8 protein-coding genes are annotated in these 20,691 nt (G+C 71.4%); all 8 read right to left on the reverse strand.

Features of this window, described 5'->3' with window-relative positions; genetic code table 11:
- Positions 1 to 40 precede the first annotated feature (40 nt).
- Positions 41 to 1,135, reverse strand: coding sequence for an ABC transporter substrate-binding protein (locus ACIO52_RS23775; protein ID WP_218715943.1), 1,095 nt, complete (start codon positions 1,133 to 1,135; stop codon positions 41 to 43).
- 56 nt (positions 1,136 to 1,191) lie between these two features.
- Entirely contained in the window at positions 1,192 to 2,010 is an 819-nt protein-coding gene (locus ACIO52_RS23780) for an ABC transporter permease (RefSeq protein WP_316575702.1), read from the reverse strand.
- Positions 2,010 to 2,828: an ABC transporter permease gene (locus ACIO52_RS23785; RefSeq protein ID WP_316575701.1), complete on the reverse strand. Its 819-nt coding sequence runs from the start codon at positions 2,826 to 2,828 to the stop codon at positions 2,010 to 2,012. The genes ACIO52_RS23780 and ACIO52_RS23785 overlap by 1 nt, the downstream gene beginning before the upstream one ends.
- Positions 2,825 to 3,829 carry an ATP-binding cassette domain-containing protein gene (locus ACIO52_RS23790; RefSeq protein WP_316575700.1) on the reverse strand — a complete coding sequence of 335 codons (1,005 nt, stop codon included), beginning with the start codon at positions 3,827 to 3,829 and terminating at the stop codon, positions 2,825 to 2,827. Before ACIO52_RS23790 ends, ACIO52_RS23785 begins: the two co-directional genes overlap by 4 nt.
- On the reverse strand, positions 3,826 to 17,007 hold the full coding sequence (locus tag ACIO52_RS23795) for an amino acid adenylation domain-containing protein (protein ID WP_402646874.1): 13,182 nt from the start codon (positions 17,005 to 17,007) through the stop codon (positions 3,826 to 3,828). The genes ACIO52_RS23790 and ACIO52_RS23795 overlap by 4 nt, the downstream gene beginning before the upstream one ends.
- Before the next feature lie 144 nt (positions 17,008 to 17,151).
- Positions 17,152 to 17,574 (reverse strand): AMP-binding protein, encoded by a 423-nt coding sequence (locus ACIO52_RS23800; RefSeq protein WP_316575698.1) that lies wholly within the window; start codon positions 17,572 to 17,574, stop codon positions 17,152 to 17,154.
- 150 nt (positions 17,575 to 17,724) lie between these two features.
- Entirely contained in the window at positions 17,725 to 19,497 is a 1,773-nt protein-coding gene (locus tag ACIO52_RS23805; RefSeq protein ID WP_402646877.1) for a PQQ-binding-like beta-propeller repeat protein, read from the reverse strand.
- Between the two features lie 99 nt (positions 19,498 to 19,596).
- Complete coding sequence (locus ACIO52_RS23810) at positions 19,597 to 20,400, reverse strand: VOC family protein (protein ID WP_402646880.1); 804 nt, start codon at positions 20,398 to 20,400, stop codon at positions 19,597 to 19,599.
- Positions 20,401 to 20,691: the final 291 nt, after the last annotated feature.

A 20,691-nucleotide genomic window follows, 5' to 3' on the forward strand; every position in this document is an offset into this window, starting at 1 on the left:
AGCTGGGAACACGCTGGGTGTTCGCTGGGAGCCCCCGCGGTCAGTCGGTGACGTACCCGTTGAGGCTGTCGCGCAGGTCGGTGAGGATCGCGCGGGCGGCGGTCAGGCCGGTGGTGTGCCAGACGCTGTCGTCGACGGCGAAGACGCGACGATCGGTCGCGGCGCCGAGCTCGGTGAACTCGTCCGAGCGCAGGACCCGCTTGCCGTGGTCCTCGCCCGCCTTGCCCGCGAACATCACGTAGATGATGTCGCCCTCGGCCTTGGTGGCCAGGTCCGCGGTGGTGATGTCGTAGGAGGTGCCGCGCTGCGCGGTCGGGCGCTGCACGCCGACATCGGACAGGACCTGGGCCGCGAAGGTCTCGCTGCCCTGGACCTGGGTGGTGTCGGCGGTGAAACGCAGCACCGAGGCTTGCGACTGGCTCGCGTTGAGCGCCGGGCCGAGATCGTGCGCCTCGGTGAGGTAGGCGCGCAGAGCGGCGTCGGCGGCGGCGCCGCGGCCCATTCCGGAGGCGTAGGCCGCGAAGTCGGACTGCCAGCTGCCGCCGGAGCCGATGAGGACGGTCGGGGCGATCGCGCTCAGCGCCTCGTAGCCGCCGGCGGCCGGGGCGACGTCGCCGAGGATCAGGTCGGGCTTCAGCGCGGCGATGCGCGCCGGATCGGGCTGCCCGATCGAGCCGATGCTCGGCACCTTCAGCACGCCGTAGCCGAGGTACATCGGCTGCGGACGTTCACCGTCGAGGGTGACCGCGCCGGCGACCCGCTCCCACAGGCCCACCGCACAGGCGGCGTCGAGCGCCGAGCTGGTGAGCACCACGATGCGCTGCGGGTCGGCGGGGACCTGTGTGGTCCCGGCGGCATGGGTGACGGTGCGGGTCGCGCCCGCGGCGGGATCGGGGGCGCTCGGCAGCGGGCACGCCGTGGCGGTGTCCCTGGCCACGCCGACCACACCGGCCCCGGCGATATTGGTGGTGGTGCGGATGATCGTGCTCGCGTCGTCGTGCTTGTCCGCGCAGCCCGCGGTGACCACGGCGACGCACAGCAGCGCGGCGACGGCGAGGACGCCACGCGAGCGGACGCGGACGCCCTGCTCGGCGGTGCGACGGAATCGGGTGCGTACTCGGGCGCTCACCGGCATGCGCACGAGGGTACTGCGTGGCAGGGCGGCCCGGCGCCGCGGGTTCGCGGGGCCACTCAGCGTCGGCTGGCGCGCCGGAACCCGATCGCGGCGGGGACCGCGAACAGCACGATCGCGCCCAGACACCACACCAGGGTCAGGGTCAGCGGCCGCGCGATCGGCCCCTCGTCGGCGAGACCGCGCATGGCGTCCACGGCGACCGACATCGGCTGATTGCGCACGATCGGCTGGATCCACGTCGGGAAGGCGATCAGCGGGACGAAGCCGGTGCTGAAGAACATCATCAGCGAGGTGAGGATGGTGACGCCTTCGACCAGTGAGGCTTTCGCGGTGAAGACGGCGATCGCGGTGACGATGGTGGCGAAGGCGAGTCCGAAGAGCACCGGCACCGCCAGGAACACGAGCGCCGCCAGCGGACCCTGATGAAACCGGAAGCCCAGCAGCGCGCCGACGAGCACCACGGCGATGGTGCCGAGCACGATCCGGCAGCCCTCGGCGAGCACGCGCGAGGCGATCCCGGAGGCCCGGTGCACCGGCAGCACCCAGAACCGGGCCAGCAGACCGGCGTCGCGTTCGCGCCCGAGCAGGACCCCGCTGGCCACGGCGCCGGAGAGCGCGCCGACGATGGCGACCATCGGGACCGAGCCGTAGAGGGCGTCGTCGCCGGTGAACTTCTGGATCTGCCCGCCGACGACGATGTCGAGCATGATCAGCAGCAGGCACGGGATGAGCAGGGTCTCCAGCAGGGTGACCGGATTGCGGGCCCAGCGCAGCAGCAGGCGCTGGGTCTGGATGAGGGTGTGCCGGACCAGCGCGCCCGGCGTGGTCTCCGAACCCGTGGTGGTCTGCTCGGTACGAGCGGCAAGCAGTGTCATCACGCCCTCCTCGAACTCAGCCGGATGGCCACGGGGAGGCTGATCAGCAGGATCGCCGCGAGCCACAGCAGCGACGGGGTCACCAGCGACCAGCTGATCGTGCCAGCGTTCCCGGCGGTGTCACCGGCCAGCGCCCGCAACACGATGGCGAACTGGGAAACCGGCTGATTTCGGACGAACCATTGGATCCAGCTCGGGAACTGGCTCGCCGGCGCGAGACCGGTCGAGAGCATGCCGAAGATCAACGGCGGCAACACCAAGGCCTGCGTGGTGGCCTCCGGACTCTTGGACACGGTGCCGATGACATCGGCACCGAGGGTGAACGCGATCCCGATGAGCAACGAGAACGCCAAGAACCCGAGGGTGTGCGCGGCGTCGAGCCGGAACCGGAAACCGATCACGTACCCGGACACGATCGCCGCGGCCAAGGAGATCAGCAGCCGGAAGATGTTGGCCGACATCCGCGCCGCCACCGGCACCAGCGGGCGCAGCGGCATCGCGCCGAACCGGCGGTTGAGCCCGGCCACGGAATCGGTGGCCGAGCGGAACGCCGCCGAGATGGCGGTGAAGGCGGCGGCCTGCAGGATCACCAGCGGCATCATGTACTGGGCGTAGCTGCTGAAACCGTTGCCGGAGAACATCATCACGGTCTTGAGCGGGATGTAGAAGCTGGCCGTGAACGCGGCGGGCGCGACTATCGAGGACAGCACCTCGCCGGTCTTGACCGAGGGCACGATCAGCCGGGTGGTCAGCACCCACCACTGCTGCACGGTGTCCGGGGCGGCGCGGACGTGGGTGTGCCAGGTAGTGGCGGTCACGACACGACCTCCGGTGCCGTCTCGGTTGTCGGCAGATGGCCGGTGAGCTGGAGGAACACGTCGTCGAGCGAGGGACGGCGCAGCGCGATGTCGACGAGTTCGACCGACGCGTCGTCGAGGCGGCGCAGTGCTTCGGCGAGGGTCTTGGCGCCGTCGGGGGCCGGGATGGTGATCCGGTCGGATTCCGGTGTCAGCGCCGCCAGATTCTCGGCGGGCAGCAGCGAGCCGAGCGCGGCGACGATGGCGGGCATCTCCTCCAGATCGAGCGGCACCACCTCGCAGTAGCTGCCGCCGGTGCGGTGTTTCAGCTCGTCGGCGGTGCCGGAGGCGATCACCACGCCGTGGTCGATGACGATGATCTGGTCGCTGAGCGCGTCGGCTTCCTCGAGGTACTGGGTGGTGAGCAGGGTGGTGATGCCCGCGTTCTTGAAGCTGCGCACCAGGTCCCAGACACCTTGACGGCTGCGGGGATCCAGGCCGGTGGTCGGCTCGTCGAGGAAGACCACATCGGGCCGGACCACCAGCCCGCAGGCGATGTCGATGCGCCGCCGCATGCCGCCGGAGTACGTGCCGACCCGCCGGTTCGCGGCCCGCTCCAGATCGAATTCGGCGATCAGTTCTTTGGCCCTGGCCCGGGCCGCCGGTTTACGCAGGCCCATCAACCTGCCGAACAGGACGAGGTTCTCGTAGCCGCTGAGCATGTCGTCGAGCGCGGCGTACTGGCCGGTCAGCATGATGGATTTGCGGACCGCCGCGGGGTCGGTGACGACATCGTGCCCGGCGACCACGGCCCGGCCCCGATCGGGGGTGATGAGCGTGGACAAGACGTTCACCATCGTGGTCTTGCCCGCGCCGTTGGGCCCGAGGATGCCGAGTACCTCGCCGGGCGCGGCCACGAAGTCGACGCCGCGCAGGGCGTGGACGTCGCCGAAGGACTTCTCGATCCCTTCGACGACCACGCCGCCGGTGGAGGTGAGGGTGGGGCTCGGTGCGACGCTCATGTCCGGTCTCCTGCTTCCATGTGGTCATCCAGCACCGGCGAGATCACCGACAGTGCGAGGGGATTGGTCAGCTCGTCGTGGGTTGTCTCGACGTCGTGGGCGACGATCGCGCCGGTCACGTAGGGGCGCCAGCCGTCGGGACCCATCCATTCGCCGGGGTCGACCGCGGCGGTGAAATAGAGGACGTCACCGTGGTAGACCGGGCGCTGGTAGCCGGTTCTGGTCCTGGCGGAGGCGTTGTAGGAGCCCGCCATCCGTTCGATCGTGGCCGCGTCGACGAGTTCGACCCCGCCGAGTTCGGCGGCGATCAGCTCGGCCGCCTCCTGCGCGGTGGCTTCGGCGGGGACGTTGTCGATGCCGAAGATCGCGCCGAAGGTGTTGATGAACGCGCCGGGCGACAGGCGCTCGATGCTGTCGCCGTCGATATCGGCGGTGTCGGTGTCCAGCATCGCCACCACGCCGACCCGCTCGCCCGCCTCGGCCAACTGCACCGCCATGGCATGGGCGATCAGTCCGCCGAAGGACCAGCCGAGCAGGTGATACGGGCCGTGCGGCTGGACCGCGCGGATCTCGCGCACATACCGCCGCGCGAACTCCTCGATGGACCGGGCCGAGGGCTCGCGGCCGCTGAGGTCGGGCGCCTGGAGGCCGTAGATCGGTCTGCCCGGCCGCAGTCGCTCGGCGAATCCCAGGTAGCTCCACGACATTCCGGAGGAGGAATGGACACAGAACAGGGCGGGTTTGTCGCCGCCGAGCCGGATCGGCAGCAGCACGTCGAGTCCGAGACCGCTCGAGCCGGCGCCCGCGGGTTCGGCCGCGGCGGCGACCATGGCGGCGGCTTCCTCGGCGGAGGCGCGTTCGGCCGCCGGGGAGTCGGCGAAGCGCGCCGCCGCGCCCAGGGCCCGGGTCCACAGCTGGGCCAGCTCGGCGACGTCGTCGCGGTCGAGTAGTTCTGCCGGATAACCGAAGTCGGCGCGCAGGCGGTCGCCGAGCACCAACGCGTTGATGTCGATCGCCGCCATCACCGGGACCGTGGCGTGTTCGCCGACATCCAGGTCGCCGAATTCGTCGGTGGGCAGCCAGCCGAGACCTTCCAGCCCGGCCGGGATCTCGGCGGCGGTGTGCCTGCCGAGATAGTTGACGCAGATCTGGCCGGGCAGCCGCTCCGGCAGCTGTGCCGCGGTCTCGGGATTCAGGTAGCGCAGCAGGCCGAACCCGATGCCCTTGTCCGGCACCGACAGCAGATCGTGTTTGACCGCGCGGATGGCCGCGCCCATCGCCGGGCCGCCGGCGAACGCGTCGTCGATGTCGATGCCGGACAGGTCGAGCCGCACCGGGTACAGGTTGGTGAACCAGCCGATCGTGCGGGACAGGTCGGCGCCGGGGACGACTTCCTCCTGCCTGCCATGGCCTTCGAGCCGCAGCAGCGCGGACTTCTCGTCCACGCCGCGCCGGGCCCGCCAGCGCACCAGCGCCAGGGCGAGCGTGGCGAACAGCGCGTCGGTGACACCGCCGTGGAACAGCCCGGGCAGCGTGGTGAGCAGGGCGGTGGTGACGTCCGCGTCGACCTCGATGTCGACCCGGCGCACGGTGTGGGCCTGATCGATGGCGGGATCGAGGTGCCTGCCGCCGAGCAGCGGGTCGGGGCCGCCGACGAGGTCGCGCCAGTAGCCGAGTTCGGCCAGCCGCTGGTCGGAGTGCGCGGCTTCGGTCAGCGCGTAGGACCAGCGCCGCATCGAGGTCCCGGTCTCGGCCAGCACCGGGGTGGCGCCCGCCGACACCTGGGCCCAGGCTCCGATCAAGTCCTGCACCAGGATTCGCCACGACACACTGTCGATGGCGAGGTGGTGGGCCACCACGATCAGCCGTCCGGGCCGGGTGCGCGAGCCCGCGGCACCGACCGGATCGAGCCAGACGAACTGCAGCACGACGCCGTCGGCCGGATCGAGCCGGTTCAGCGCGGAGTCGAGTTCGCTGCGGACGTCCTCGCGCAGTTCGGTGGGTTCGGCCGCGGCGTCGATCTCGGTGCGGTGCACCAGGGCGTCCACCTCGATCGTGCCCGGTTCCGCCACCCGCAGCTGCCAGCCGTCCTCGTCGGACCACAGCCGGGCCCGCAGCATGTCGTGCCGGTCGATGACGGCGGTGAGCGTGGCCACCAGGTCCGTGCGCTCGATGCCGACGGGCAGTTCCAGCACCGCGGTCTGGGCGAAGCGGTCGAAATCGCCGCCGCGCTCGATCATGTACCGGACGATCGGGGTCAGCGGCAGGTCGCCGACCCCGCCGCCGGGCAGCTCCGCGAGCGCCTCGACTGTCCCGGCGGCGTCGACGGCGGCGGCCAGCGCCGCGACGGTGCGATGCTCGAAGACCTGCAACGGTGTGCAGTGCACCCCACGCAGTTTCGCCTGGGTGACCAGCTGGATCGCCAGGATGCTGTCGCCGCCGAGGGCGAAGAACGAATCGTCGACGCCGACCTGGTCGCGCCCGAGCAACTCGGCGTACACCTCGGCCAGGACGTGTTCGGTGGGTGTCCGCGGCGCCAGATACGGCGCCTCCTCGGCGATGAACACCGGTTCCGGCAGGGCCTTGCGATCGAGTTTGCCGACAGCGTTGACCGGGATGGCGTCCAGGACGACGAAGGCCGCGGGCACCATGTAGGCGGGCAGACTGTCGGCGGCGACGGCCCGCACCCGCGCGAGATCGAGGTCGGCGCCGGGCATCCGCACCAGATAGGCCGCCAGCGCGGTCGCGCCGGTGGGACCGGGCACACCCAGTGTCACCGCGAGATCGACGCCGTCGATGCCGCCGAGCACCGCGTCGATCTCGCCGAGCTCGATGCGCTGACCGCGCACCTTCACCTGGAAGTCGGTGCGGCCGAGGTATTCCAGCGTCAACCCGAGCTCGGGCGGGCGGATCCAGCGCACCAGATCGCCGGTGCGATAGAGCACCTCGCCGGGCGCGCCGTAGGGATCGGCGACGAAGCGCGCGGCGGTCAGCCCGGGCCGGGCGTGGTAGCACCGGGCGGTGGCGGTGCCGGTCAGATACAGCTCACCGGCGACGCCGACCGGTACCGGCCGCAACCGATCGTCGAGGACGAGCACGGCCGCGCCCCGGATCGGGGTGCCGATGGTGACCGGCTCCGTCGTGGACAACGGCGCGGAACCCGTTGCCCAGATGGTGTATTCGGTCGGCCCGTACAGATTGACCATCCGCCGCTCCGCGGCCCCGCCGCACCAGCGCCCGACCAGATCGGGGCCGACCGCCTCGCCCGCCACCGCGAGTACCCGCACGCTCGACACCTCGGCGGGATCGATCGTGGCCAGCGCCGACGGAGTGATCACCATGTGCGTGACCGCCTCGGCGGCGATCAGCTCGGCCAGCGGCGCGCCACCGAAGACCTCGGGCGGCGCGATCACACAGGCGCCACCGCTGCCGAACGCCATCAGCGCCTCGAAGATCGACGCGTCGAAACTCGGCGAGGCGACCTGGAGCACCCGCGACCGGTCATCGAGTCCGAGATCGGCGCGCTGCGCCGCCACGAGGTCGGCCAGGCCGCGATGGGTGACGGTGACGCCCTTGGGAGTTCCGGTCGACCCGGAGGTGTAGATCATCCAGGCGGGATTCGCCAGGCGGATCGGCGTGGGCAGGTCGTCGGCGGTGAGCGGGGTGTCGGCGGCGGCGCGCAGCCGGGCGACGATGTCGGGGTCGTCGAGGACCAGCCAGCGGGTGGTGTCGGGCAGGCTCGCCCGGTACGCGGTCAGGGTGAGACCGACCCGGGCGCCGGAGTCGGTGAGCATGTGATCGATGCGGTCCACCGGATGCTTCGGGTCGACCGGCAGGAACGCGGCACCGGCCTTCGCGGCGGCCCAGATCCCCGTGTGCAGCTCGGCGCAGCGGGGCAGCCCCAGGGCGACAACGGTTTCGGTGCCCGCACCCGCGTCGATCAGCAGGCGGGCCAGCTGGTTCGAGCGGGCGTCGAGCGCGCGGTAGGTCGTCGTGGTCCCGGCGACCAGCGCCGGATGGTCGGGGTAGGTCGCGGCGGTGTCGGCGAGCAGCCGGGGCAGGGTGATCGTGCCCGCCGTGACCGGGCCGCGGACCGGAATCAGTTCCGCGCGTTCACCCGCGTCGAGCAGGTCGATATCGGCGACCCGCAGGTCGAGGTCGGCGAGGACGGCCGACAGGACGCGCTGCCAGCGGGTCACGAACGCGGCCACCGTGGCCGCGTCGAACAGGTCGGTCGCGTAGGTCAGCACGCCGTCGAGCCCGGCGGGGCCGGCGTCGGTGAATCGTTCGCGCAGGTCGAGGGTGAGGTCGAAGGCCGAGGCGTCGCGGTCGAAGTCCTCGACCTCGAACCGCAGTCCGGCCAGGTCCAGCACCGGCTCGACGAAGTTCTGCAGCGACAGCGACACCTGGAAGATCGGGTGGTGCGCGGTCGAGCGGGTCGGGTCGAGCGCCTGGACGAGCTGTTCGAAGGGCACGTCGGCATGGGCGAACGCGTCGAGATCGGTGGTGCGGACCTCGGCCAGCACCTGCCGGAAACTCGCGCCGGGGTCGATCGGCGTGCGCAGGGCCAGGGTGTTGACGAACATGCCGACGAGGTCGTCCAGGGCGGCCTCGCCGCGCCCGGCGACGGGAGTGCCGATGACGACGTCACCGGTGCCGCTCAACCGGGCCAGCAGGACCGCGAGCGCGGCGTGCACGAGCATGAAGACGCTGACATTGCTCGCGGCCGCGACGTCGATGAGCGTGCGGTGCAGCTGCTCGTCGATCGCGAAGTCGAGGTCGTCGCTGCGCATCGTCTGCACCGCGGGGCGCGGGCGGTCGGTGGGCAGTTCCAGCGCGTCCGGTGCGCCGGCGAGGGCGTCGGTCCAGTACCGGATCTGCTGGGCGGCCACCGATTCCGGGTCGGTCGCGCTGCCGAGGAGGTCGCGGTGCCACAGCGCGAAGTCGGCGTACTGCACGGTGAGCGGGGCCCGGGTGGGCGCCTCGCCCGCCACGCGCGCCGAGTAGGCGGCCACCAGGTCGCCCGCCAGCGGCGCCATCGACGCGCCGTCGGCGCTGATGTGGTGCACCACCAGCACGACCACATGCACGGGGAGACCGTCGGACCCGGCGTCGACGAGCCGGAACAGCCCGACCCGCAGCGGCGCCTGCCTGGTGAGATCGAATCCGGTGCCCGCCAGCTCGGTGATCCGATCCCGCAGCGGCGCACCGTCTTCGGTGTCGAGGACCGGCATGGCGGGCGTGGCCGCGTCGAGGCCGACGACGACCTGACGTGGCCCTTCGGTATCGGCCGGATAGCGGGTGCGCAGGCTTTCCTGCCGCGCGATCACGTCGGTCAGCGCCAGGCGCATGGCCTCGACATCCAGAGCGCCGGTCAGGCGCAGGGCGATGGCGATGTTGTAGGCGGCCGAGCTCGGATCGAGCTGGTTGAGCACCCACATGCGCTGCTGGGCGGGCGAGAGCGGGATCCGGTCGGGGCGCACGCGCGCGGCCAGCGCCGGGCGGCCGGGCCCGCCCTCGGCGGCGGGCACGACCCGGGCCGCCAGCTGCGCCACGGTCGGCGCGTCGAACAGATCGCGCAGGGCGATGGTCGAGCCGAGCGCCGAATTCACCCGGGCGACGACCTTGGTCGCGCTCAGCGAGTTGCCGCCGAGTTCGAAGAACGATTGGTCGACGCTGACCTGCTCGGCCCCGATGACCTCCGCGAACACCGCGGCCACCGCGGCCTCGGTGTCGGTCCGGGGCGCGAGGTAGGGGCGCTGCGCCGCCGAGAAGTCCGGCACCGGCAACGCCTTGCGATCCAGCTTGCCCACGGGGGTGAGGGGAATCTCGTCGAGCACGACGACATAGGCGGGCACCATGTAGCCGGGCAGCTCCGCCGCGACGGCCGCGCGCACCCGCTCGGTCTCCAGTGCGACACCGGGCGTGGGCAGGACATAGGACACCAGCACGGTCGCCCCCGCCGGGCCCGCGCGCCCGATGGTCACCGCGTAGTCGATCTCCTCGTCGCGCGAGAGCACCGCGTCGATCTCGCCGAGCTCGATCCGCAGGCCGCGGATCTTCACCTGGAAGTCGCTGCGGCCCAGGTACTCCAGCGCGAGGTCGCCGTCCTCGACGACCCAGCGGACCATGTCGCCGGTGCGATACATGCGGTCACCGGGCTCGCCGTAGGGATCGGCGACGAACCGGCTCGCGGTCATCTCGAACCGGTTGAAATAGCCGCGGGCCAGCGCGGGCCCGGCCAGATACAGCTCGCCCGCGATGCCGACCGGCACCGGCCGCAACCAGGTGTCCAGCACCACCACCGCCGACCCCCGGATCGGTCCGCCGATGGTGATCGGTTCGCCCGCCACCAGCTCGGCGGGACCGGTGGCCCAGATGCTGAATTCGGTGGGGCCGTACAAGTTCACCATCCGGCGACCGGCCGACCACTTCTCGATCAGCTCGGGGGTGGCGGCCTCACCGGCGACCGACAGCACCCGCAGATCGGTGAGTTCGGTCGGTTCCATGGTGGCCAGCGCCGACGGGGTGATCACCGCGTGGGTGACCCGTTCGGCGCGCAGCAGCCCTTCGAGTTCGCTGCCGCCGTAGACCTCCGGCGGCGAGATCACGAGCCGCCCGCCCGCCGAATGCGCGGTGAGCATCTCGAAGACCGAGGCGTCGAAGCTGGGCGAGGCGACCTGCAGCGCGCTCGCCGACGGGTCGAGGGCCAGCGTCTCCCGTTGCGCGGTGGTGAGATTGGCGATGCCGCGATGGCTGAGCAGCACCGCCTTCGGCTTGCCGGTGGAACCGGAGGTGTAGATCAGGTAGGCGGTGTGGTCGATGTCGATGGGCCCGCCGCGTTCGGCGTCGGTGATCGGCGCATCGGAGACCAGCATCACCCGGCGCAGCGTGTTCAGGTCGTCGAGCAGCAGCCAGTCGATGGTGCCGGGCAGCGTCTCCCCGGTCGTGGTGACGGTGACGCCGATCGGCGCCTTCGAATCGGCGAGCATGTGCTCGATGCGCTCCACCGGATAGCTCGGGTCCAGCGGGACGAATGCCGCGCCGGTCTTGGCCAGCGCCCACACGGCCACCACCGATTCCAGCGACCGGGTGAGGGCGAGCACCACGAACACCTCGGGGCCGACGCCGCGGCCCAGCAGGACCCGGGCGAACCGGTTCGACCAGGAATCCAGGTCGCGGTAGCTCATTCGCAGCTCACCCGCGCTGACCGCGATCGCGTCGGGATCGATGCTCGCGCCCGCGGTCAGGATGTCGGGCATCGTCCGCATCGGCACCGAGGGCAGCCCGCGGACCGGCGCCAGCCGCGCCAGTTCGGTGTCGTCGCAGTAGCGCACCTGCGAGACCAGGTCGTGCGGCTGCGCGGCGAGCCGGCCGAGCAGCCCGACGAACCGGTCCAGCAGCGACTGCGCGGCGGTGGCGTCGAGCTGATCGGCCATGAACTTCACCGTGATCCGCAGCGCGTCGCCCGCCCCCGCCTCGCCGCGCAGCGGGATCACCATGAGATTGAGCGGATACGGCGTCGCGTCGGTGCCCTCGACGTCGAGCACCCGCATACCCGCGATGTCGAGCGCCTGCGAGAGCGCCTCGCGATCGATCGGATAGGACTCGAACACGGTGAGGGTGTCGAACAATTCGGCCAGCCCGACCGCACGGTGGATCGCGGCCAGCCCGACGTGCTGATGATCCATCAGCCGGGCCTGCTCGGCCTGCACCCGGGCCAGCAGATCGGAGACCTTCTCGGCGGGGTCCAGCGTCACCCGCACCGGGACGGTGTTGATGAACAGGCCGACCATCTCCTCGACGCCCGGCAGCTCCGGCGGCCTGCCCGACACCGTGCTGCCGAACACCACGTCGGTGCGGCCGGTCAGCATGGCCAGCAGCAGCGCCCAGCTCGTCTGGACCAGGGTGTTCACCGTGGCGCCCGCCTCGCGGGCCGCGCCCTCGAGCTCGGCGACCGTGGCGGCGGACAGCTCGCGGGTGACCATCGCGGTCTCCGGTGAGGCGATCCCGGCCAGGGTGGGGACCGCGCGCGTCGGGGTGTCGATCCCGGCCAGGGACTGCTGCCAGGCGGCGAGCGAGGCGTCGGCGTCCTGGGCGGCGAGCCAGGCCAGGAAGTCGCGGTAGGAGCGGGCGGGCGGCAGCACCGACGCGTCGCCCGCGGTGACGTAGAGCGCGAGCAGTTCCCGGACCAGCAGCGGCGTCGACCAGCCGTCGAGCACCAGGTGATGGTTGGTCATGATCAGCCGGAACCGGCCGGGCGCGGTGGTGACCAGGGTGAAGCGGATCAGCGGGGGACGGGTGAGGTCGAAGCGGGTCAGCGCGTCCAGGGCGATGATCCGGTCGAGTTCGCGGGTGCGCTCGGCGTCGTCGGTGAGGTCGGTCAGATCGATGTCGGTCCAGCGGATCTCGGCGTCGGCCAGGACCAGCTGGCGTGGACCGTCGTCGGTCTCCACGAACGCCACCCGCAGGTTCTCGTGCCGGTCGACGAGCGCCTGGGCCGCGATCCGCAGCCGGGTGGTGTCGACGGTGCCCGCCAGGGTGAGCATCGACTGCACGGTGTAGCCGTCGGCGGTGTCGGAGTCGTAGAGCGCGTGGAAGAGCAGGCCGTACTGCAGCGGCGAGAGCGGCCACACGTCGACGAGATTCGGATAGCTCTGTTCCCAGCGATCGATCTGCGGCTGGTCGAGGGCGACGAGCGGGAAATCCGACGGCGTGCGCCCACCGGCCTCTCCGGAACGCGCGTGGTCGGCGAGCGCGCGCAGCGCGGCGGTCCACAGGTCGGCCAGCTCGTCGACCGCGTGCTCGTCGAGCAGCCTGCTCGCGTAGGCCCAGGTGACTTCCAGGCCGGCGTCGGTCAGCACGGCATTGATGTCGACGACGGCGGCCAGCGGCGCCCGCTCGTCGTTGGTCGCGGCGAAGCGCCGGGGCATCCAGGGATCCTCGCCGGTGACCGCGCGGCCGAGATAGTTGAAGCTCAGCTGGGGCGTGGGGGCATCGGCCAGCGCGGCGGCGGTGTCGCTGTTCAGGTACCGCAGCAGGCCGTAGCCGACCCCGCGGTCGGGCAGCGATCGCAACTGCTCCTTGGTGGCCTTGAGGGCGGACCCCGCCGCCGGGCCGCCGGCGAAGGCGTCGCTCAGGTCGATGTCGGCGAGGTCGACCGCGACCGGGTACACGCTGGTGAACCAGCCGACCGTGCGCGCGACATCGGCGCCGGGCAGCAGGGATTCGTCGCGGCCGTGGCCCTCCAGGGTCAGCAGGGCCCCGGTGCGGTCGCGCCAGCGGCACACGGCCATGGTCAGTGCCGCGAGCAGCACATCGTCGGCGCCGCAATGGAATTGCTCGGGCAGGGTGGTCAGGACGGTGTGCGCGAGCTCCGGCGGTACCGTGCTCAGCCGCTGTTTCATGGTGGCGACGACGTCGACGACGGGGTCGAAGGCGGTCCGGTCGGCGGCGAACGAGGGGTCCGGTGTCGCCAGGACGTGTTGCCAGATCGGCAGTTCGCCGAGCCGGGTGTCGGCATCGTCGGCCAGTCCGTGCGCCCAGCGGCGGAAGGAGGTGCCGACCGGGTCGAGGGCGCCGCCGAAGGCGGCGGTCGCGAAGTCCGGCAGCAGGATTCGCCACGAGACGCCGTCGGTGACGAGGTGGTGCAGGACCAGCCAGCACAGCGGCGCGGCCTCGGCACGGTCGAGCAGCACGAACCGGGCGACGGCGCCGACCGTGGGATCGAGCTGATCCGCGGCGTCCTGCAAGGCACGCTCGACGGCGTCGTCGGTGTCGGCCGAGACGACGTCGAGCAGCGGGTCGGCGGCGACCGAATCGGGTTCGGCGACCACCCATTCCCAGCCCCGCGGGGTCTCGCGCAGCGACGAGCGGAGCAGGTCGTGGTGATCGAGCAGGACCTGGATCGCGGTCGCCAGCGCCGCACGGTCGATGCCCGCGGGCAGGCCGATCAGCACGGCCTGCCCGTACCGGCCCCAGGTGTCACCGTGCTCGACCAGCGCGTGCACGATCGGCGTGAGCGGCACCGGACCGACACCGCCACCGGGCAATTCGTGCACCACGTGGACCTCGGTGTCGGCCGCGACCGCCGCCAGCGCGGCGACGGTCTTGCGTTCGAACACGTCCCGGGCGCTGAACGCGATCCCGGCGGCCTTCGCCCGCGAGACCAGCTGGATGGAGACGATGCTGTCGCCACCGAGGGCGAAGAAGCTGTCGTCGACGCCGACCGACTCCAGGCCGAGCACGTCGGCGAACAGCGCGGCGAGCGTCTCCTCGCGCGGGGTGGACGGCGCGCGGCTGGTGACGGTGCGCGCGCTGAAATCCGGTGCGGGCAGCGCCTTGCGGTCCACCTTGCCCAGCGGCGTCAGCGGAACCCGGTCGAGCACCATGACCACCGCGGGCACCATGTAGGCCGGAAGGCTCTCGCCGACCGCCGCTTTCACGGCCTCGGGGTGGACGTCGGCGCCGGGCTCGGTCGTCACATACGACACCAGCGCGGTCGCGCCCGCGGCCGTCTCGACGCCGAGGGTGAGCGCGAAATCGATCTCGGGCAGCCGCTGCAGGGCGGCATCGATCTCCCCGAGCTCGATCCGGAAGCCGCGCACCTTCACCTGGAAGTCGCTGCGGCCCTGGTATTCCAGGACGAACCGGCCGTCGTCGTCGCGCCACCGCACCAGATCGCCGGTGCGGTACATCCGCTCACCGGGTGCGTGCGGATTCGCGACGAACCGGCTCGCCGTCAGACCGGTGCGCCGGTGATAGCCGCGGGCCACGCCGGGGCCGGCGAGGTACAGCTCGCCGACGGTGCCCGCCGGGACCGGGCGCAGCCAGGGATCCAGCACCAGACCGGTCACCCCGCGCACGAGACTGCCGATCGTCACCGGCGCATCGGGCACCAAGGCGTCGGTGAGGGTGGTGGTCACGGTGGTCTCGGTGGGGCCGTAGCCGTTGAGCAGGGTGCGACCGGCCCACTTGGCCACCAGTTCCGGCGGGCACGCGTCGCCGCCGACGACGACCGTGCGCAGCTCGGGCAGCGTCGCGGGATCGAGCGAACCCACGACGGCCGGGGTGACATTGAGATGGGTGACCCGGTGCGCGCGCAGCACCTGCGCCATGTCCTCGCCCGCGTACGCCGAGGGCGGCACCACCGCCAGGCTCGCGCCCGCCGCCAGCGTCACCAGGATCTCCTCGACGGAGATGTCGAAACTCGGCGAGACGGCATGGGCGACAACGGAGCCCGCGTCGACACCGAACCCGGCTCCCGAACTCGCGACGAGGTTGGCCAGGCCGCGATGCGAGACGAGCACGCCCTTGGGCAGACCCGTCGAGCCGGAGGTGTAGATGATGTAGGCGACCTGATCCGGCCGCACCGGAGCGCGGCGGTCGGCGTCGGCGATCGGCCCGGCATCCTGGGCGGCGATCTGCGCGAGGGTCGCCTCGTCGTCGAGGGTGAGCCAGTCGACCCCGTCCGGCAGCGATTTGCGCGCCTGCGCGATGGTCAGACCCGTGATCACCCCGCTGTCGTCGACCATGTGCTCGATGCGGTCGGCCGGATAGGTGGGATCGATCGGGACGAACGGCGCGCCGGTCTTGGCGACCGCGATGGTCGCCAGCACCGACTCGGCCGAGCGCGGGATGGACAGGGCGACACCGTGTTCGGGGCCGGCGCCGGCGGCGATCAGCACCCGGGCGAGCCGGTTGGTGTAGTCGTCGACGGCGCGGTAGGTCAGTGTCTCGTGCGCGCCCCAGCGCAGCGCCACCGCGTCCGGGTCGAGCGCGGCGCCCGCCGCGAGGATCTCGGGCAGCGTGCGGATGTCGACCCCGGCCGGACCGCGCGCGGGGACCGCGAGGGCCTCCTCGGCGGGGGACAGGACCGGCACCGCCGACAGCGGCGCCTCGGGTCCGGCGACCAGGAATCGGTGCAGGAACCGCAGGAAGCGCGCGTGATGCGCCGCCAGGTCGGCCTCGCTGTACAGATTGCCGTTGCCCTGCAAATCGATGTGGGTGCTCTCGCCGCCGACGCCCGGATACAGGTTGACGAACAGGTCGTCGATCAGGCCGGAGGTGAGCACATGCAAACGCCCGACGACCGGGCCGAGCGCGATCCTGGTGTCGACCATCATCAGATTCACGGCCGGGCCGAACGAGGTGGCCTCGTCCATCGCCCAGCCGAGGTCGCGGACGATGTCCTCCTGGCGGTAGCGCTGGCGGCGCAGCGCGCCGGTCAGCTCGCTCTGTACGGCGAGGATCGCCGCGCCGACGGTCGTGGTCGGGTCCAGACCGACCCGCAGCGGGACGACATTGGCGAGCATGCCGCCGGACCGGCGCAGCGTCGCGGAGGTGCGCGCCGACACCGGCAGGCTCAATACCACTTCTCGCGCACCCGTCATCGCGGCCAGGTAGGCGCCGAACGCGGCGACCACCGTCGGCGCGACACCCGAGTTCACTTCGGCGGCAACGGAATCCAGCAGCGCCGCGGTCTCGGCGGGCAGCGCGCCCGAGACCCGGTTCGGGTGGCCGTCGACCTCGGCGTCGCGCCCGGCCAGATTCACCGGATCGGCCATCCCCGCCAGGTGCTCACGCCAGTACTCCCGGTCGGCGGTGAAACGGTCGGAGGTGCGGTAGGCCAGGTCGGCCGCCACGATCTTCTGCAACGGCTCGGCCTTGGACGCCGGGGCCTCTCTGCCCTCGACGGCGGCGTTGTAGAGCTCGCCGGTGCGCTGCACCAGGGCCAGCGCCCCCATGCCGTCCAGCGCGATGTGATGCATCCGCGAATACCAGAACCAGCGGTCGTCGGCGACGCGGAGCATGGCCAACCGGACCAATCGGTCGCGCATCACGTCCAGGGGAGCGGTGTACTCGGCGCGCATCCACGCGTGCGCCGCCGCGACGGGGTCGGGCTCGGCGCGTAGATCCAGCTCGGCCATCTCGTCGTCGAGGGAGAAGTCGACGTACTGGTGGGGTTGGCCGTCGATGTCGATCAGGCGCAGATAGCCGGTGCCGAACTCGCGGCCGGTCCGGCGCACGACCCGCAGCAGCAGTTCGTGGTCGACCGGACCACTCAATTCGACGTATTGGGCGATGGAAATGGGGGTGTCGCCCGCGATGTGCTGGGCGAACCAGATACCACGTTGGGCCGCGGACAGCGGGAAGGCGCCCTCGGAAGGCTGGGTCATGAGCGGACCTGCGTTCTCATGTCTGGAGCTCGGTATTCACCATGTGTCCCCGACCGGCGGGCGATTACCTGGTAGGTAGTACCCGCCGCTGCGTACTGCGCTCTCGATCCATTCTGGACCTGCGAGGACCAGACCGGAATGGGTTCAGGAGACAGCGCGCAGATCGGCCGTCGACAGCGGCGCGTCGGAGCTGACCAGATAACGCTGCAGGGTCGAGCGATCGTCGAGGACCAGCCAATCGACGACGTCGGTCAGTTCGGGCCTGCGGGCCCGGGTGGTGATGCCGGCGTAGGCGCCGAAGACGAACTCGTCGTCAGTGACCGCGACGGGGATCGCGCCGATCTTGCGCACGGCCGCCTCGGCGACGATCGCCTCGATCGTGGCGTCGACCGCCAGCGCGATCCGGGCGCCCGCAGTGACGCCGCGGCCCAGCAGCAGTCGCGCCAGCCGGTTGGCCCAGCGATCCAGATCCGCGTCGGCGAGCTGTCCATCGGTGGCGATCGGGCCGGCCTGCTTGCGCGGCAGCTGGATGACGTTGTCGGCGATCGAGGTGGTCGTCGTGCTCATCGTGGTGTCCCCTTGGCGCTGGTAGGAGGTGCTTTTCGGTACACCTCTACTGTCGTCGCCGGGCGGGGTCTCCGACAGCGACCCCAGCGTTGGGGGGTGGCCTCCCAGGGGGCGCGTTTCCCACCCCAAGGTGGTTGAACCCGGTGGTCGTCAGCCGAAGCCGATGACCTCGATATCGCGGTACTTCGCATCGGTCGTGATCAGCAGCAGGGAACCGGCGACCGTGGTGAATCGCAGGGATCTGGTCCCCGGCGCCACGGTGATCGGCAGTACCGGTCCCGCGCGACCGGTCGACCGGTCCCAGGTGCGTAGGTGGTAGCCGTTGTCGGAGGTCAGCGTGACGACCTGGTCGGCGAGCAGCACCGCCGCCTCGGCGTACTGCGCTCGCTCGTCGGAGGTCGTGTCGAGCTCGGTGGATGCGCCGTCGGCCGCCGACAGGATTTCCCATCGCCTGGGCAGCCGATATCCGTCCGGGTGGTCGGAGCTGACCAGGGCGTGGTCGTCCGCGGCGCGCACGTCGACGTTTGTGCGGCTCGATGCGGCGATCGCCGACGTCAGCGGGGCGTTCGGCGGCAGGAGGAGCGCGGTGTCGGCGCCGTCCCGGACGTAGCTGATCCAGACGAAGCCGCTGTCGAGCACCCGGACCTCGACATAGCCGGGCGACTCCTGGCGCGGCGCGGAAAAGTCGCGCCGGTCGCGCACCTGCCCGGACCGCGGATCGAACACGGTGACGGCCACCGTCGCCGTGTCGCCGTCGCCGCAGGTCGCGATTCGGTAGATCGCGGTCATCGTGGCGACGACGCGCTCCCCGGTCGAGGTGCACCCGGCCGGTTCGGCCGGAGTGGTCCACAGGTGGCGGCCGGTCCTCGCGTCGTACCGGGTCACCGTCCCGCGGGCGGAGGTGGTGGCCAGCAGGTGCCCGGGAACGATGGCGTCCCGGTCGCGGGTGAAATCGCCGGCGCGGTTGACGGCCCCGTCTCGGGTGAAGTCCGCGTCGGACCAGCGGAGTTCACCGGTGTCGGTGTCGAAGGCCAGCCAGCCGCGCTGCTCCCAGTAGGTCAGCACGACGTCCTCGCCGCGCAGCGCGACGGTCTTCGGCGGCACGTTCCCCACGCTGTCGGAGCCGACACCGAGGCGCCGGTAGTGCCAGCGTTCGGAACCCGTCGCACCATCGTAGGCCGTGATGCCGCCCCTGGTCGAGACGATGAACCCCGTTCCGGTGAAGGCGATTCGAGTGTCCGCGTTCGAGCCGCCGACCGGGGGCCGGAATCGGAATCTCTCCGGCCCGAGCACGGCGGGCACCGCGGTCTCCGGGCCGGGGTCGGCGGTGACGTGGTCGACCGAGGCACTGTCGTCGCCCAGCCGGCCCGCGACCCCGGCGGCGCCGAGCACCGGCGCGACGCCGACGACGAGGGCCACGACGAGCGCCGACCGCCGGGGCATCGGGGCGGTCGGCGTCGCCACGAGCACGAAGATCAGCGCCGCACCGAGGACGACGAGGGCCAGCGCCGCGATCGCACCCGGTACCCGCGGCGTGACGACGAACTCCGCGGTCAGCCGCTGATAGGTCGACGGGATGTGCGCGGTCACCGCGAACACGATGCTTCCGATGAGCACCGCCAGCAGGGCGAGCACGCCACCGGCCGTGACACCCGCGGCCCGCTCGTCACCGCGGCGCCCACGGATCAGCACCACCGTCGCGATCAGCACGACCGCACCCGCGAAGATCAGGGTCGCCCGGACGAGATGGCGGGGGAACTCGCCGGTCTCGGCGTAGCTGTCGAACGGCACCGGAATCGGTGCGGCGACGAACCAGCTGTACAGCGCCAGCGCGACACCCCCGGCGACCAGCACGGCACCGATCACACCCGCGTGGACCGGCCACGACGAACGTGCGCGCTCGGTCGACTGATCGTCGGACATGTTCCCCCCGGATAAGGACTCGATCGACACCGCCCCACCGGGTGTCGAGTCGAGACTAGCGCCGGTGGTGGCGACGCGGAAAACGCGCCGCCACACCGCTCAGCGCGCGTTGCCGCCGATGCTGAAGTGGGCGCCGGTGGGGTCGGTGAGACCGGCCAGGCGGCCGTAGGGGGTGTCCATCGGCTCGAAGACGACGCCGCCGCCGAGGGTCTTGGCGAGTTCGACGGTCTTGTCGACGTCGTCGGCGCCGAAGTAGGCCGTCCACGCGCCGGGGATGCCCTCGGGGAGGTGGCCGGTGGCGTCCATGACGCCGCCGCGCATCGGTGAGGTCGCGTGGATGGTCGTGTACCGGAACTCGGGGGTGTCGGCCACGGCGAAGGTGTCGCGCCAACCGAAGACCTCGCGGTAGAAGGTCAGCGACTGCTCGTAGGCGCGGGTCATCAGCTCGAACCAGGACGGGACGCCGTCGTGGTTGCGCCAGACACCGTCGGCGACATCGCCGATCACCTCGAAGCCGGGGAACTCGTCGGCCTGCCAGACGCCGACGCCGACACCGCCGACATCGGCCAGCACCGCCATCGTGCCGAGGTCGCCGACCGCCATCGGCTCGACGAAGATGTTGCCGCCCGCGGCGCTCGCCTTCGCCGTGGTCGCCGCGGCGTCGGCGGAGGCCAGGTAGACCGTCCAGCGATCGGGGTAGGGGTCACCGGCGTCGGGGATCCGGGGCATAGCGCCCGCGACGGCCTTGCCGTCCTTGCGCAGGGTGGTGTAGCCGCCGAATTCCTCGCCGCCGCGTTCGGCGGTCCAGCCGAACAGCTCGCCGTAGAAGGCGATGGCACGGTCGAGATCGGCGGTGTAGAGATCGACCCAGGTGGGATCACCGGGTTGCTGGGCACTGGACATGACGACTCCTCGGCTGCGGGGGACTGGCTCGACAGAGACGGTGGCAGGACGCGCCCACCGTCATCGATCATGACGCCGCGACCTCCGAAAAGTCATCGCCGACAACCGTTGCACCCGCCCGACCTGCGGAGGAAGATCGAGAACGGCGCCGGGCCGACACGTGGTCGGCCATCTACGGCGCGCTGAATACGACACAGAGTAGGACCCGCGCGGAATGCTGCGGCAGCACGGTTTACGATTCACACCAACGCATGCTGACCGTCGTCTGCCTCTGACCGGAGGACGGAGGGC

Origin of the sequence: Nocardia sp. NPDC087230 (genome assembly GCF_044744725.1) — a bacterium.
GTDB lineage: Bacteria > Actinomycetota > Actinomycetes > Mycobacteriales > Mycobacteriaceae > Nocardia > Nocardia canadensis.

Bases quoted from the DNA above. Each gene is read 5' to 3' on its own strand.
- ACIO52_RS23795 (WP_402646874.1), bottom strand. From the start codon at position 17,007: ATGACCCAGCCTTCCGAGGGCGCCTTCCCGCTGTCCGCGGCCCAACGT.
- ACIO52_RS23775 (WP_218715943.1), bottom strand. From the start codon at position 1,135: ATGCCGGTGAGCGCCCGAGTACGCACCCGATTCCGTCGCACCGCCGAG.
- ACIO52_RS23790 (WP_316575700.1), bottom strand. From the start codon at position 3,829: ATGAGCGTCGCACCGAGCCCCACCCTCACCTCCACCGGCGGCGTGGTC.
- ACIO52_RS23810 (WP_402646880.1), bottom strand. From the start codon at position 20,400: ATGTCCAGTGCCCAGCAACCCGGTGATCCCACCTGGGTCGATCTCTAC.
- ACIO52_RS23780 (WP_316575702.1), bottom strand. From the start codon at position 2,010: ATGACACTGCTTGCCGCTCGTACCGAGCAGACCACCACGGGTTCGGAG.
- ACIO52_RS23805 (WP_402646877.1), bottom strand. From the start codon at position 19,497: ATGTCCGACGATCAGTCGACCGAGCGCGCACGTTCGTCGTGGCCGGTC.
- ACIO52_RS23800 (WP_316575698.1), bottom strand. From the start codon at position 17,574: ATGAGCACGACGACCACCTCGATCGCCGACAACGTCATCCAGCTGCCG.